16 protein-coding genes are annotated in these 15112 nt (G+C 63.4%); 6 read left to right on the plus strand and 10 right to left on the minus strand.

All coding sequences use genetic code 11. The annotated features are described in order from the left end of the window. Positions 1–3: 3 nt before the first annotated feature. Complete coding sequence (locus KBX19_RS01335) at positions 4–870, plus strand: ABC transporter ATP-binding protein (protein WP_005291420.1); 867 nt, start codon at positions 4–6, stop codon at positions 868–870. Between the two features lie 9 nt (positions 871–879). Continuing rightward, positions 880–1698, plus strand: coding sequence for a 3-methyl-2-oxobutanoate hydroxymethyltransferase (panB, locus tag KBX19_RS01340; protein ID WP_005291422.1), 819 nt, complete (start codon positions 880–882; stop codon positions 1696–1698). Positions 1699–1701: 3 nt separating this feature from the next. Here panB and panC read toward each other — a convergent pair whose 3' ends face one another. Genes panC through KBX19_RS01355 form a run of 3 tightly spaced genes read right to left on the minus strand, consistent with a single transcriptional unit; the run spans position 1702 to position 3237 of the window. Continuing rightward, on the minus strand, positions 1702–2499 hold the full coding sequence (panC, locus tag KBX19_RS01345) for a pantoate--beta-alanine ligase (RefSeq protein WP_005291427.1): 798 nt from the start codon (positions 2497–2499) through the stop codon (positions 1702–1704). Further along, on the minus strand, positions 2483–2803 hold the full coding sequence (locus KBX19_RS01350; protein WP_005291429.1) for a transcriptional regulator: 321 nt from the start codon (positions 2801–2803) through the stop codon (positions 2483–2485). The genes panC and KBX19_RS01350 overlap by 17 nt, the downstream gene beginning before the upstream one ends. Next, positions 2800–3237, minus strand: coding sequence for a hypothetical protein (locus tag KBX19_RS01355; RefSeq protein WP_040423812.1), 438 nt, complete (start codon positions 3235–3237; stop codon positions 2800–2802). The genes KBX19_RS01350 and KBX19_RS01355 overlap by 4 nt, the downstream gene beginning before the upstream one ends. Before the next feature lie 116 nt (positions 3238–3353). On the opposite strand from KBX19_RS01355, the gene KBX19_RS01360 reads away from it, so the two are divergent. Then, entirely contained in the window at positions 3354–4319 is a 966-nt protein-coding gene (locus KBX19_RS01360; RefSeq protein WP_005291433.1) for a DUF1906 domain-containing protein, read from the plus strand. Positions 4320–4520: 201 nt separating this feature from the next. On the opposite strand, the gene KBX19_RS01365 is transcribed toward KBX19_RS01360, so the two are convergent. From KBX19_RS01365 to KBX19_RS01385, 5 genes are all read right to left on the minus strand, one after another. Beyond that, entirely contained in the window at positions 4521–6179 is a 1659-nt protein-coding gene (locus KBX19_RS01365) for a cation acetate symporter (RefSeq protein ID WP_255997127.1), read from the minus strand. Between the two features lie 3 nt (positions 6180–6182). After that, positions 6183–6524, minus strand: a complete 342-nt coding sequence (locus KBX19_RS01370) for a DUF485 domain-containing protein (protein ID WP_255997128.1) — start codon at positions 6522–6524, stop codon at positions 6183–6185. Positions 6525–6713: 189 nt separating this feature from the next. Next, positions 6714–7559 carry an aldo/keto reductase gene (locus tag KBX19_RS01375; RefSeq protein WP_255997129.1) on the minus strand — a complete coding sequence of 282 codons (846 nt, stop codon included), beginning with the start codon at positions 7557–7559 and terminating at the stop codon, positions 6714–6716. A gap of 41 nt (positions 7560–7600) precedes the next feature. Further along, complete coding sequence (locus tag KBX19_RS01380; protein ID WP_005291441.1) at positions 7601–7960, minus strand: FKBP-type peptidyl-prolyl cis-trans isomerase; 360 nt, start codon at positions 7958–7960, stop codon at positions 7601–7603. 14 nt (positions 7961–7974) lie between these two features. Further along, positions 7975–9267 (minus strand): citrate synthase, encoded by a 1293-nt coding sequence (locus tag KBX19_RS01385; protein ID WP_005291444.1) that lies wholly within the window; start codon positions 9265–9267, stop codon positions 7975–7977. A 214-nt stretch (positions 9268–9481) separates the two neighbouring features. Here KBX19_RS01385 and serC point away from each other — a divergent pair, with 214 nt between their 5' ends. From serC to KBX19_RS01400, 3 genes are all read left to right on the plus strand, one after another. Then, positions 9482–10609 (plus strand): phosphoserine transaminase, encoded by a 1128-nt coding sequence (serC, locus tag KBX19_RS01390; RefSeq protein ID WP_255997130.1) that lies wholly within the window; start codon positions 9482–9484, stop codon positions 10607–10609. 118 nt (positions 10610–10727) lie between these two features. Next, the gene (gene sepH / locus KBX19_RS01395) at positions 10728–11942 is read left to right on the plus strand and encodes a septation protein SepH (protein ID WP_255997131.1); all 1215 of its coding nucleotides are present in this window, start codon (positions 10728–10730) and stop codon (positions 11940–11942) included. 10 nt (positions 11943–11952) lie between these two features. Beyond that, positions 11953–12807 (plus strand): hypothetical protein, encoded by an 855-nt coding sequence (locus KBX19_RS01400; protein WP_255997132.1) that lies wholly within the window; start codon positions 11953–11955, stop codon positions 12805–12807. A gap of 8 nt (positions 12808–12815) precedes the next feature. On the opposite strand, the gene KBX19_RS01405 is transcribed toward KBX19_RS01400, so the two are convergent. Both KBX19_RS01405 and KBX19_RS01410 read right to left on the minus strand, forming a co-directional pair. Further along, positions 12816–13637: an RNA methyltransferase gene (locus KBX19_RS01405; RefSeq protein WP_255997133.1), complete on the minus strand. Its 822-nt coding sequence runs from the start codon at positions 13635–13637 to the stop codon at positions 12816–12818. Next, positions 13638–15050 (minus strand): NCS2 family permease, encoded by a 1413-nt coding sequence (locus KBX19_RS01410; RefSeq protein ID WP_255997156.1) that lies wholly within the window; start codon positions 15048–15050, stop codon positions 13638–13640. It abuts the gene before it with no gap. Positions 15051–15112: the final 62 nt, after the last annotated feature.

Raw genomic sequence — 15112 nt, forward strand, 5'->3', positions numbered from 1 at the left:
CCCATGGCCATCAGCGCAACAAATCTCACCGTGCGGTACGGCCGGACGACGATCATCGACGACATGACGTTCGGCCCGCTCGACGACGGCAAGATCACCGGCCTCATCGGCCCGAACGGCGCCGGCAAATCGACGCTCGTGAAAACGCTCGCCGGCATCAACAAGCCGTCCGAGGGCAGCGCGGACATCGTCGTTGACGGCCGCACGTTGAGCGCCAAGGAGCGCGTCCAAGCCGTCGGCTACGTGCCGCAGGACATGCTCTCGCGCGCAACACTCACCGCTTTCGAGTCCGTCATGGTCTCCGCGCGACGCCGCGGCGAAGGCACCAACAACGCACTGGAGAACACGGCGGCGGTCATGCACCGCCTGGGTATCACGAAGCTGTCCGACCGCATGATTTCCGACATGTCCGGCGGCCAGCGCCAGCTCGTCGCCGTCGCGCAGATGCTCGTGCGCTCACCGCGCATCATGCTTCTCGACGAGCCCACCTCCGCCCTCGACCTGCGCCACCAGGTGGAACTGCTGCAGATCATCCAGGACGAGGTCCGCGGCGACGACCGCCAGGCGCTCGTGGCGCTCCACGACCTGAACCTGGCGGCCCGCTTCTGCGACGAGCTACTGGTGATCAAGGACGGGCACGCCATCGCCAAGGGCACCCCGGCAGAAGTGCTCACCCCCGAGCTTCTCGAGCGCGTTTACGGCATTTCCGCCCGCATCATCAACGACGCCGGCGTGCCGATCGTCTGCCCAGTACTGCGTCTCCCCCGCCACGAAACACCGACCGACGCCGGCCCGATGGGCCCCATCGCGGTGAATGTGGAAGACGCGGATCCCGACGTTATCGACGCCATCACCTCGGCGCGTGCCTAGACTGTCTGCATGACTGGATACCTGGCCCCCACCAAGAAAGTTCGGGTCGCGGACCTGAGGCAGAAGAAGCTCGACGGCGAGAAGTGGGCGATGCTCACCGCCTACGACTACTCCACCGCCCGCGTCTTCGCGGAAGCCGGCATCGAATGCATGCTCGTCGGCGACTCCGCCGCCAATGTCGTCTACGGCTACGAGACCACCAACCAAGTCTCGGTCAACGAGATGACCTACCTAGCCGCAGCCGTCGTGCGCGGCGCCGGTAACGCGCTCGTTGTGGCCGACCTCCCCTTCGGCAGCTATGAAGCTTCCGACGAGCAAGCCGTGCGCACCGCCACCGAGATGATCCGCCGCAGCGGCGCCCACATGGTCAAACTCGAGGGCGGTGTCCGCATCGCGCCGCGCATCAAGGCGCTCAAGGACGCCGGTCTCGCAGTGTGCGCCCATGTGGGCTTCACCCCTCAGTCCGTGGACAATTTGAGCGGCTTCAAGGTCCAGGGCCGCGATGACAGCGCCGACCAGCTCTGGGCCGACACCAACGCGGTCGTCGAAGCGGGCGCGGACATGGTCGTTTTCGAGATGGTCCCGGCTGAGCTGGCCGAGGAGATCACCGCCAATTGCCCCGTTCCCACCATCGGCATCGGCGCTGGCCCGGACACGGATGCGCAAGTGCTGGTCTGGCACGATTTGGCCGATTTCCCAGCACGCGGCCACCGCGCGCGTTTCGTGCGCCAGTTCGGTGCGGTCGGCGAGGCGCTCGGCGCAGCCGCGGCAGATTACAAGCGCGCCGTCCACGAGGGCGAATTCCCCGCGGACGAACACACCTTTTAGCGCCTAGACCTGAATTTCAGCGTTGTCGATGAGGCGGGTCTGCCCCACCTTGGCGGCGACGAGCAGGCGTGCGGGGCCGGTGTAACCATCGGGCAGTTCTTCCAGTTCCGGCGTGGCCACGGCGAGGTAGTCGAGGTCGACGTCGTCGGCGGACTCGAGAACCGCCAGGGCCCCGTCATAGCTGCCCGCCGCCAGGGCGCGCGACAACGTCAGCGCAGTGCGGTGCTCGTCCTCGCTCAGGTAGCGGTTGCGCGACGACAATGCCAGTCCGCTGTCCTCGCGGATGATTGGGCAGCCGTGCACGCGCACCGGCAGGTGCAGGTCTTCGACCATCTGGCGGATGAGAGCCAGCTGCTGGTAGTCCTTCTCACCGAAGAACGCGTCGCTGGCACCGGTGAGACAGAACAGTTTGGCCACCACAGTGAGCACACCAGCGAAATGCGTCGGGCGGGTTGTTCCTTCCAGCACCGATCCGAGCGGCCCCGGGTGGATCGTGGTGCGGGGACCGTGGGGGTACATCGTCGATACGCTCGGCGCGAAAACCGCGTCAACGCCTTCCGCCTCGAGCTTCGCGATGTCCTCCTCGAGCGTGCGCGGGTACGCGTCCAGGTCCTCCCCCGGCGCGAACTGCAGGGGGTTGACGAAGATGCTCACCACCACGGGGTTGCCCAGCTTCTGAGCCTCCCGGACGAGCGAGATATGGCCGCTGTGCAGCGCACCCATGGTGGGTACGAGGGAGACCCCGGGGGCGTCGATAAGCGCTTGCTCAAGCTCCTGCGGAGTCCTAGTCAGAGTTGTCATGCGGCTCAGCGTATCGGTTGAGTGCGTCGAGGTGGCCTTCGAGGGCCTTTTCCCCTGCCTTGGTGAGTGTCACCCACACGGTGTCCTTCGCACGGGTTGACCCGTATTCGCGGAACCTGGAGACGTAGCCGTGCTCCTCTAAGACACTGAGCTGCTTGGACAAAGTCGCGTCCGACAGATCAGTGATATCCCGCAGCCGCGAGAACTTCATTTCGCGGCGCGTCGTGCCCTCCGTCGCACCTCCAGCGCGCAGTGCCGCGCAGATCTTCAGCCGGTTGAGGGGATGAATAACTGGGTCGATCAATGGTATTTCCTCCACGTCAGGCCGTAACCCGCAATCATCGCTGCGGCGGCAATGATTCCCACGACGATGCCGACCGCCGTGTTTCCGTCCGGGTAATGGTCGGCATAGACCTGCATCCCGATATACGCGATCGTGTAGAGCACGATGAACGTGAAGAAGCGCTTCCAGCTCCATGTGTTCTCTTCCGACTGCACGTCCTGCTTCATTGCTGTGCGGACAGTCCGCTTGCTGCCAAAATCAAGCACGATCATGAGAACTAGCGAAACGAGAAAGACAAGCAGTCCCCACACGTATCCGGCCACCATGATGCCGACACCGAGACCGAAGGTCAGCCCCGCGGCAGTCACCATGCCCCACGGGATCGGCACCTGCGCGGCGCGCGCCTCAATATCGCGGACGGCCGCGAGCGATTTATTCACCTCTGTCACATTCATTGCATCTCCCTTGTTTTCCACATAAGAAAGCATGACACTTTCCAGACTAGAAAACAAGTGGAAAATTGAGGCTTCGACGTTTGCGCTGGCTACTTGTTATTCATGTTGCTAATGTTTTGATTGTGACTACTAACGATTTCTCCCGCCGCCGCTTCCTGAGCCGAGCATCCGCCCTCGCCCTGCTCGGCGCCGCCGGAGTCTCCCGCCTCCCGTCCGCCGACGCCCAGGGCCGCCGCCCTGTAGGAACGGTGGTGGACTACGCCGCTGGTGTTCCGTCGGGACGCTCTGTGCGTGCGGCCGGCCATTTGGGCGCGGTGCGCTACGTGTCCCAGCGCCGCCCCGGCGCCGACTGGATGCTGGGCAAGCCGGTCTCATTGAAGGAGACCCGCGACTTCGCCGCCAACGGGCTGTGGACCGCCTCGGTCTACCAGTTCGGTCGTGCAGAGACCGCTGACTGGCTCGGCGGCGCGGGCGCTGCAGCCACCCACGCTCCGCAGGCCATCAACCTGCACCGTGCGGCGGGCGGCCCGAACAACAAGCCCATCTACGTCGCCATTGATGACAATCCCTCCCGCGCTCAGTACGAGAACCAGATCCGCCCGTACCTGCGTGCGTTCCAGGCAGCACTTGCCACGGCGGGCCTGCGCACCGGTGTCTACGGCAACTACAACACCATTGAGTGGTGCATCAAAGATGGCATCGGCACCTACTACTGGCAGCACGACTGGGGCTCCGGCGGAAAGCTCCACCCGCGGGCGACCATTCACCAGAAAGCCAAGTGGCAAACGCATATCGACGGCCACCTCTGCGACATCAACAACGTCTACGCCGCCGACTGGGGCCAATGGCAACCGGTCGCAGCGAACAACAACCGCGCACCAGCTCCGGCTCCTGCGAAGCCTGCCCCCGTACCTCAGCCAGCACAGGGCATTCCGGGCATCCCGGATAACTCGTCCCTGCCAGACTTCTCCTCCGATCCGACTCCGCAGGGCATGTCCTCGGAGGCGCAGCGTTTCGCGCAGAACGTCAAACCGCAGGATATTGAGAACGCGGTGAACTTCGCCAAGCAGTTCATCAACTAGGCCGCGGCGGGCGACGCCGCAGGACCGCCAAGATATAGATGACATCGGCACCTTCTTCCAGCGTCAAAACCCCAGGTCGTTTTCGCGTGACGTGGCAAGGATGCAATCTAAATCTGGCCCGGATCCGGCAACGCGGAGAGGCTGCCCCACGACGGGGCAGCCTCTCTTCTTTTCGCTAGTGAACGCGTGCCGGCGAACGCTCTAGTGGTCGACCGGGGCCTCCACACCAACACCGGTCAGCGAGCGGACTTCCATCTCAGCCTGGAGTTCATCCAGGTTGTCCGGCTTGCCCACGAAGGTGCCGATGATGCCGGCCAGGAAGGCCGCCGGGATGGAGACAATGCCCGGGCTGGTCAGCGGGAACCATGCCCAGTCTGCGTTAGCGAACATTGCGGTCTCTGCCCCGGATACTGCCGGGGAGAAGAAGATGAGCACCAGCGCGACGACCAGACCGGTGTACATGGAGGCAACAGCACCGGTGGTGTTGAAGCGCTTCCAGTACAGGGAGAACAGAATGGTCGGCAGGTTCGCCGAAGCGGCGATCGCGAATGCTAGGGAGACCAGGAAGGCCACGTTCTGCTTCATGGCCAGGATGCCCAGGACGATGGCGACGATACCGATGACGACCACGGTGATGCGGGAGACGCGGACCTGCTCTTCTTCGGAGGCTTGGCCGTCGCGAAGCACGGCGTCGTAAATGTCGTGCGCGACAGACGCAGATGCCGTAATGGCCAGGCCGGCGACGACCGCGAGCACTGTCGCGAACGCGACGGCGGAGACGACCGCCATGAAGATGGAGCCACCGAGCTCGAAGGCCAGCAGCGGCGCCGCGGAGTTCGCCTTACCGGGCGCAGCGTTGATGTTGTCCGGGCCGACGAGGGCACCGGCGGCGTAACCGAGGACGAGGGTCATTAGGTAGAACGAGCCAATGAGGACGATGGCCCAGGTCACGGACTTACGTGCTTCGGTAGCCGTCGGGACGGTGTAGAAGCGCATGAGCACGTGCGGCAAACCAGCGGTACCCAGCACCAGGGAAAGACCCAGCGAGATGAAGTCGAGCTGGCTGGTCACGGTACCGCCGTACTTCAGACCAGGTGCGAGAATCTCTGATGCTTCGTAGCCCTGCTCCTTGATGTACTCGGAACCGGCGTGCATGTCGATGGCGCGGTCGAACAGCGCGTTCATGCCGCCCTTGACGGCAACGAAGCAGAGAATCGTCATGATGGCCACGGCACCGACCAGAAGGACGGCCTTGATCATCTGCACGTAGGTGGTGCCCTTCATACCGCCGATGAGAACGTAGGCGATCATGATGACGCCGACGATGGCGACGCAGATGGCCTGCGCACTGAAGCTGTGCAGGTTCAGCAGCACCGAGACCAGCGAGCCGGCGCCAGCCATCTGGGCGATGAGGTAGAACAGCGACACGAACAGGGTGCCGAAGGCAGCTGCCACACGAACCGGCTTCTGACGCAGGCGGAAGGACAGCACGTCAGCCATGGTGAAGCGGCCGACGTTGCGCAGCGGCTCGGCAACCAGCAGCAGGGCGACCAGCCATGCGACGAAGAAGCCGATGGAGTACAAGAAGCCGTCGTAACCGCTCAAAGCAATCGCGCCGACAATGCCGAGGAAGGACGCGGCAGAGAGGTAGTCGCCGGCGATGGCCAGACCGTTCTGAGTACCGGAGAACTGTGCGCCTCCGGTGTAGAAGTCGGATGCCTCGGAGGTGGTCTTGCCGGCCTTTGTCACGATCCCCATGGTGATCACGATGAACAGTCCGAAAACGACAATGTTGAGGATCGGGTTGCCCGCACCCTCCGGAGCAGCGTCCTGGGCGAGGTGGAAAATGTCGGGGTTCATGGGTTAGCCCTCCATCTCTTCACGGATCGCCGCTGCCTGCGGCTCGATGTTCTTGTTCGCGTAGACGACGTATGCCCAGGTGATGGCGAATGTCGTAATGAACTGAGCGATGCCCAACCACAGGCCCACGTTCAGGCCAAGGAAGGGCTGCGCCATGACGTCCGGCCAGAACGTCGCGAACACGACGTAGAAGATGTACCAGACAAAGAAGGCGATAGAGACCGGGAAGGTGAACGTGCGGTAGGTGCCCCGGAGCTTCTGGAACTGCTCGCTTTGCTGCATGTTCACGAAGTCCTGCGGGGTGGGCTCCCTGCGCTGCGACACCGCTGTCGAACCATTGGCCATGGCCGTGTCCTTTCATCAGTTGAGGTGATTACAACCTGCAACGAATGTAACTTAAAGCACACAAAACCGTGGGCGAATTGAACGATCTAACCGTCCATGCATCCCCGGTTACCCCCGCAACATGTTTACGTGCGAAAACTATTGTGGAGCTTCCACCCCCACAACGATAGGTAGTTACTGCAAGTACTTTCAGCCAGGGAAAACACGCGGATCGTTGGACTGGCGCGCCCCGACGACACCATCTAAAGAACGCACATCGTCACTGTCGAGCTCGAGGTGCACCGCCCCGAGGTTTTCCTCCAAGCGCTGCGGATCCGAGGTTTTTGGAATCACCGACACGCCGTGCGCCATGAGGTGCGCGAGTGCGACCTGCGCAGCTGTTGCGCCGCTTTCCGCATGCTTATCGACGACTCCCCGCGCCGCTTCCTCATCCAGCACCTCTCCCCTCCCCAACGGTGCCCATGCCTCCGTAATAATGCCGTGGCGATCGTGGAAGGCACGCAGATCAGGCTGGGTGAATCCGGTGTGCATCTCCACCTGGTTGACGGCGGGGGCGACACCGGTGGCGTCGATCAGCTCGGCCAGCACTTCTTCGTAGAAGTTCGCCACCCCGACCGAACGGATCGTGCCAGCTTCACGGGCGCTGAGCAGCTGTTCGTACGCGGTAATGAACGTTTCGTTCTGCGGCCACGGCCAGTGCACCAGGAACAGGTCGAAGTAGTCGAGACCGCTCCGCGTCAGCGACTCCTCTAGAGCTTCACCGGCTCGGTGCTGGTCATCGTTCCATACCTTGGAGGTGACAAAGAGTTCTTCGCGGGTGACATCACCGGCCGCAATGGCTTCACGGAGCGTCTGGCCGAGGATGTCCTCGTTGCCGTACATCGATGCTGTGTCGAAGTGGCGGTACCCCAGCTCGATGGCGCGGCGGATGATGGGTGCCGCGTCCGGCCCGGTCAGTTTATAGGTGCCGAGGCCGATGAGGGGGAGAGATGAACCGTCGTTAAGCGTGGCGAAGGGGGCTACGGAATGTTCCATAGCCCCCTATTGTGCACGCTCACCGGGGTGAGCGTTGGGTATTAATTCGCCTCGAGGAGATCGATGACGAAGATGAGTGTGCGGCCCGACAGCGGGTGTCCGCCGCCGGCAGGCCCGTAGGCCTTCTCCGGCGGGATGGTCAGTTCGCGGCGGCCGCCAACCTTCATGCCCGGGATACCTTCTTGCCATCCCTCGATCAGGCCGGTCAGCGGGAACTCAGCGGCTTCGCCGCGGTCCCAAGACGAGTCGAACTCCTCTCCTGTCTCGTAGTCAACGCCCAAGTAGTGGACCTTGACCATGCCGCCTGCTTGAGCTTCCTCGCCCTCGCCGGAGACCAGGTCCTCAATGACCAGGTCGACCGGTGCCGGCTCGGCAGGGATGTCGATGGTGGGCTTCTCCATGGAAAAATCGCTCCTTAGCGCTGGTCGCGCGGTACGAACTCGCGCTGGGTCTCACCGGTGTAGATCTGGCGCGGGCGGTTGATCTTCGTGTTCATCGCCAACTGCTCACGGTAGTGGGCAATCCAGCCCGGCAGGCGGCCGATGGCGAACAGGACGGTGAAGAAGTCCGTCGGGAAGCCCATGGCGCGGTAAATCAGGCCGGTGTAGAAGTCGACGTTCGGGTACAGCTTGCGCTCGACGAAGTAGTCATCCTTCAGGGCGATCTCTTCGAGCTCCATAGCCAGGTCCAGCAGGTGGTCGCCGCCGAGGTGGTTGAGCACCTCGTGTGCGGATTCCTTGACGATGGCTGCGCGCGGGTCGTAGTTCTTGTACACGCGGTGGCCGAAGCCCATGAGGCGGACGCCTTTTTCCTTGTTCTTCACGCGGTTCATGAATTCGGTTGCGTCGCCGCCGTTGTTCTTCTCGATGTCCTCGAGCATCTCCAGGACAGCCTGGTTAGCACCACCGTGCAGCGGGCCAGCCAGAGCGTTAATGCCGCCGGCGATAGACACGAACATGTTGGCCTGCGCAGAACCGATCATGCGGACCGTGGAGGTGGAGCAGTTCTGCTCGTGGTCGGCGTGGAGAATGAGCAGCTTGTCCAGTGCGTCGACGACGACCGGGTCAACCTCGTACGGCTCGGTCGGGTAACCGAACATCATGCGCAGGAAGTTCTCGCGCGGGTTCAGGGCGTTGTTCGGGTACATGTACGGCTTACCCTGGGATGCGCGGTAGGCGTATGCAGCCAGCATCGGCACCTTCGCCATCAGGCGGACCGTGGCCTTGTTCAGCTGCTCTTCGTTCAGCGGGTCGAGCTGGTCCTGGTAGTAAGCGGAGAGAATGTTCACCGAAGACGCCAGCACAGCCATCGGGTGAGCGTTGCGCGGGAAGACGTTGAACGCGGCCTTGAAGTCCTCGTCGAGCAGCGTGTGGTGACGGATGTCGTCGCTGAATGCGTCGAGCTCATCCTGCGTCGGCAGCTCACCGTTGATCAGCAGGTAAGACACCTCGTTGAAGGTGGCGTTATTGGCCAGGTCAGCGATGTCGTAGCCGCGGTAGCGCAGGATGCCGGCGTCACCGTCGATGTAGGTGATCTTGGACTCGGTCGAGCCGGTGGAGACGTAGCCCGGATCGAAGGTCACCAATCCCGTTTCACCCAGGAGGTTGCCTAGGACGAAGCCGTCGTTGCCCTCGGTTGCGGGCATGAGGTCCATCTCATACTCGCCCCCGGGGTAGTGAAGCACTGCCTTGTTGTTGTCAGTAGCCACGTGTCGAACCTTTCAAAAGAGTCGTTGGGCGGTGTGCCCCCGCGCTGGCCTGCAGGTTCTCCCCGACAGACGGTGCACATCGGATCACACCGAAATTGACATGAGCCAACTCTATCAGCAGATGTGACCATGCAGACACCGTTTCGGTTCGATAGAGCGCACCACAGTATTGTTGTGAGTGCAGTTTCCAGTTTGAATCTTAAAAGGGGCACCCATGACCGATTACCCAACACTTCCCGCGGACCTTGTGCCGGAGGACGGCCGTTTCGGATGCGGCCCTTCGAAGGTGCGCCGAGCTCAGCTCGATGCGATTGCGGACGGCGCCCACATCATTGGCACCTCCCACCGCCAGCCGGGCGTGAAGGACGTGGTTGGTGAGGTGCGCGAGGGACTGTCCCAGCTGTTTTCCCTGCCGGAGGGCTACGAGATCGTGCTGTCGCTCGGTGGCGCGACCGCCTTTTGGGATGCAGCTACTTTCGGTCTGATCCAGAACAAGTCCGCTCACCTGAGCTACGGCGAGTTCTCCTCGAAGTTCGCCAAGGCCTCCAAGCAGGCTCCGTGGCTGGAGGAGCCGGCGGTCATTGAGGCCGAGCCAGGCAGCGCTCCGGACCCGTCCGCGCTGGACGGCACCGACGCAGATGTTGTCGCATGGGCGCACAATGAGACGTCGACAGGCACCATGGTGCCCGTCACCCGCCCCAACACTGACGCGCTGGTGCTTATCGACGCCACTTCCGGCTCCGGCGGCCTCCCCGTCGACATGACCAACGCTGACGCCTACTACTTCTCCCCCCAGAAGTGCTTCGCGTCCGACGGTGGCCTGTGGTTCGCCGCAATGAGTCCCGCAGCACTTGAGCGCATCGCGAAGATCAAGGAGTCCGGCCGCTTCATCCCGGCCTTCCTGGACCTGCAGACAGCCGTGGACAATTCGCGGAAGAACCAGACGTACAACACCCCGGCTGTGGCCACGCTGTTGATGATGGCCGACCAGGTCAAGTGGATGAATGACAACGGCGGCTTGGACGGCATGGTGGAGCGCACCAAGGCCAACTCCCAGGCCCTGTACTCCTGGGCTGAGAATCACGCGCACGCCACACCGTTCGTCACCGAAACCGAGAAGCGCTCCTACGTCGTGGGCACGATCGACTTTGATGACTCTATCGATGCTGCCGAGCTGGCCAAGGCTCTGCGCGCCAACGGTGTCATCGACACGGAGCCATACCGCAAGCTGGGCCGCAACCAGCTGCGCATCGGCATGTTCCCGGCTGTGGACACCGCCGACGTGGAGAAGCTGACCAGCGCCATCGACTTCTTGCTCGAGCAGGGCGTCGGCGTCAAGTAGTCTCTTTGGGAGCGCCGTCGGGCGACTGTGCAACGCTCCGACGGCGCTTAGTACCACAATTTTCACTCGCGTGTCAGTTAAGCTGGTGTCTCGATTGACATCGGTGTAAGGAGACCTGATGCGCGAGCTTTTCGTTGTCGCTGAAGAATCGACTGAGACCCTGTGGGTGTTGAGCACCCACGAGGGGGAACGGTTCTGCATTCCGCGCGAGGAACTGGTCCCGCTAGCTATCCCCTCCCAACCAGTGACCGAAGGCTTCGACAGCGGTTTCGACGACGACAGCGAGAACTATGAGGTAGTCGAGGCAGAGCTTGTCGACGAACCCGCCGACTCCCCCGAACCCGAATTCACCCGCCCCACCTTCACGGTGTACTCCGCCGATTCCATCGTGGAGCCCGCGGATGCGCAGCCAGCAGATCCGGTCAAGCAGGCTGGATCCGTCGAACCTGCTCAACCGGCCGAGCCGGCGGAACCAGAAGAGTCTGAACGCACCCCCGCCGAGCCGGATCCTCTCTTCTCCACTCCCCTGTCACTGCGCCCGAAAGACATTCAAGCGCGCATTCGGGCGGGCGCTACAGCGGAGGAGCTCGCTGAGGAAATGGGCGTGGCAGTCAGCCGCGTGGAGCCCTACGCGCACCCGGTTTTGCTTGAGAGGGCTCAGGTCGCCGAGGCTGCCCGCCAGTCCCACCCGGTTCGTGAGGACGGCCCGGCGTCGGAGACTCTTTTCGAGGTGCTCGCGCTCACCTTCGCCTCCCGTGGCCACGCTTTGGCCGAAGCTCACTGGGATGCAGTCCGCGAAGCTGGCGAACCGTGGGTCGTGCGTGTGGCGTGGCAGGCTGGCCTCCAAGAGCACCAGGCCGAATGGTACTTCCGTCGCTCCATGGCCAGCGGCGCGACGACGGAACCGCGTGACGCAGTCGCCGCCGACCTGATCGACCCATCCTTCGCGCAGCCAGTCCGTTCCCTTTCCTCTGTGGGCCACCCGGTGTACAACGCCCCGGCCGACCTCACAGAGCCGACGGTGGATCCACGCGGCTACCGCGACCACAGAGACTACGACGACTACGCCCACCAGGCCGACCTCGGCCCCGAGACGGTCCCACAACCGCACGGCGAGTACAACGTCTACAACGAGTACGACGAGCACAACGCGCAGCCCCCAGGGGCTGACCACCCGAACAGCCGCACCCAGCCCAACCTTTTCAGTGAGGGCGAGGTCCTCCAGCAACCAGACCCGCGGGACAAGCCGCAGAAGCGCCGCCGCAAGGCTGTGACCCCGCACTGGGAAGATGTGTTGTTGGGCGTGCGGACAAACACGAAGCGCCCGAAGTAGGTCACGGCAGATGAGTTACCCTGCGGCGGTCACTATTTGGTATGTCAACGCGGCTGATCCGGCGGCTGTATTGAACTCGGAGCCGAAGGCAGACCGCGGTTTCGGCCGTAAGCTTCTGTCACAGCTCAACCCGGCGTGGCCGATCACCCCGATCGGCCAGTTCCCCCTGAACCGTTCCTCGAAGGCATCACGCGACGAGTTCTATATCGCCGGCTACCCAGGCGTGGCCGTGTTGCAGACGTTTGTCCCCCAGTGCGCGAAACTCTCCGAGATCCCAGCGTATTTGCGCCGGGCCGTGCCCGCGGCCGACGTGTTTGTTTTCGCTGAAGGGGCGGGCACAGACGGCGCAGGTTACGCCGGTTACGCTCACTTCAGCGGCGACACCCTCAAGCGCTCCCTGTGTGGAACGCGCCGGGAGCTCGTCGAAGACAGTGGAATCCCCGAGTGGTTCGAGGCTGACTTCTGGGCGGGCAAAACGACCGAGCAACTCGGAGGCATTACCTTGCCGTTCGAACCGGCCGACCTCGCGGCGACCGCGCAGCGCGAGTTGCTGGGCGTGGATATCTCCCCGAGTGGCCCCGATGTCAACGTTGTCGCCTATGCGGTCGACGGCCGCCCGGAGCCGAAAATTGAGCCCCGCTCCCCCGGGTCGAAGAACGTCAATCAGGTGGCCGCCAAGTTCGCCGAGCCCGCCAATGCCTACGACGACTATGAGGAGCCAGAGGAAGACGGCGGCACTGAGTTCGCAGAGTTCGCCGATGCCTCCGCAGCCGCCGCCCGCCGCGTGTCCCGCGGCCTGACCCGCCGGTTCCGCAACCTCAAGGAGACGCTGCAGGAGAAGCTGCGCCACTCCGACCGGGGTTAGCCAGCCAGCTACCGCAAGGACCGCTGCCGTTCGTAGAACGCAATCGCGGCGGACGTGGCCACGTTCAGTGAATCAGTGCCCGCCGCCATCGGAATGCGCGCACGGACATCGGTCGCGCGCATTGCGTGCTCCGTCAGCCCAGGTCCCTCGCCACCGACGAGGAGGGCGACTTTCTTATAGGGGTGGCCGGTGTCGTCGACAAGCGCTTCGGCGAGATGCACCGCGCGCGAGTCGGGGGTCAGCGACACCAAGCGGAAACCTTGCTCCCGCAGCTGGTCCAGCGAGCGCTGCCATGTCGTCGACGTGCCACCTAAATGCGCGAACGGCAGGCGCAGCACATGCCCCATCGACACGCGCACGCTGCGGCGATACAGCGGATCAGCCGTGCCTGCGCCGAGCAGCACACCGTCGACATCCATGCCCGCGGCGTTGCGGAAGATCGCGCCAATGTTCTCGTGGTCCCCGACGCCTTCCAGCACGATCAGCGTGCGCGCGTTCAGCATCTCGCTTATCGACGTCTCCTCCGCCCTGTCCGCCACCGCAATCAAACCCCGATGCATGTCGTACCCGGCGACCTCGGCGAGGAGTTCGCGGGTGACAACGTAAACGGGTGCGTCGATAGGCGCAAGACCCTGCTCCGCGCGATCGGCGAAGAACGTGTCGAGCTTTTTCTCAAAGCCCACAACGCAGCGCAGCGGAAAGCGGGAATCAATGACCCTGCCGGCCACAAGCGGCCCCTCACCGAACACGTAACGCTTGGAGTTATCGGTGTTTTTGAGGTCGCGGACGTCGTCTAGACGCGGGTCGGCAGGGTCGGTGATGCGTTCCATTTAAGCGAGCGCCGCCAAAATGGGATCAACCGTGAAGAAGACCACGAACAGGGCCGAGATCAGCCACATGATCCAGTGAATCTCGCGCGCCTTGCCGGCGAAGAGCGACATGAGGGTGAAGGCGATGAAGCCGACGCCGATGCCGTTAGCAATGGAGTACGTGAACGGCATGACCACGATGGTCAGGAAGGACGGCAGCGCGATGTGGAACTTGTCCCAGTCGATTTCGGTGATCTGCATCATCATCAGCGCACCGACAATGACCAGCACCGGAGCGGCGGCTTCAATGGGCACCATCTCGTAGAGCGGGGTGAAGAACATCGCGGCCAAAAACAGCAGGCCGGTGACGATGTTGGCCAGGCCGGTGCGTGCGCCGTCCGCGATGCCTGCCGACGAATCGACGTAGACCGTTGCCGACGATGCGGAGCCGAGGCCACCCGCGATAGCGCCGCAGCCCTCAACAACGAGGGCCTTCTTCATGTTCGGCAATTCACCGCGCTCGTCGTTGAGGCCTGCCTGCCGGCCGAGCGCCGTCATGGTGCCCATCGCGTCGAAGAAGTTCGCTAGCACCAGGGTGAACACCAGCAGCGTCGCGGTGATGCCGCCGACGCGGGCGAACGCGCCGATGAGGTCAATATTGCCCACGATGGACAGGTCCGGCACGCCGCCGAGGGACTCCGGCAGGGACGGAACAGCAAGGGACCAACCGGACGGGTCCTCTGCAGAGGAACCTGCACCGACAACCGCCTCGACGATCAGAGCGATGATGGTGTTGAGGACGATACCGATGAACAGGCCGCCCGGAATCTTGCGCGTCACCATGAAGCCGCAGATGAACAGGCCGAGGATGAACACGACCGTCGGCCACGTGGCGATCGAACCGCCGTTGCCCAGCTGCACCGGCACGGTGGTCATCGCAGCGTCCGGGATGCGGCGGACGAAGCCGGCGTCCACGAAACCGATCATGGCGATGAACAGGCCGATGCCCACGCCGATTGCCGCCTTCATCGATGCCGGGATCGCGCGGAAGACTGCAGTACGGAATCCGGATACGGCCAGGATCACGATGACGATACCGTCGATGACCACCAGGCCCATCGCTTCCGCCCAGGTCAGTCCCTCCGTACCGACCAAGGTCACCGCGACCAGCGTGTTCAGGCCGAGACCGGCCGCGATACCGAACGGGTAGTTCGCCACGACACCGAAGAGGATGCACATGACGCCGGCGACCAGGGCGGTCGCCGCCGCGACCTGCGGCACGCCAAGGACGGTGCCGTTGACGTCCTCACCGGTGCCGATGATCAGCGGGTTGAGCAGCACGATGTAGGCCATCGCGAAGAAGGTGACCACACCACCACGAATCTCTGTGCCCACACTCGAGCCGCGCTCGGAGATGTGGAAGAACCGGTCCAGGCCGGACTGCGGTTCGCTGCGGGTGGAATTGGTGCCGGTAGTGTCGGCAGTCTCAGTGGCGG

This window comes from Corynebacterium sp. CCUG 71335 (assembly GCF_024454075.1).
GTDB classification, from domain to species: Bacteria; Actinomycetota; Actinomycetes; order Mycobacteriales; family Mycobacteriaceae; genus Corynebacterium; species Corynebacterium genitalium.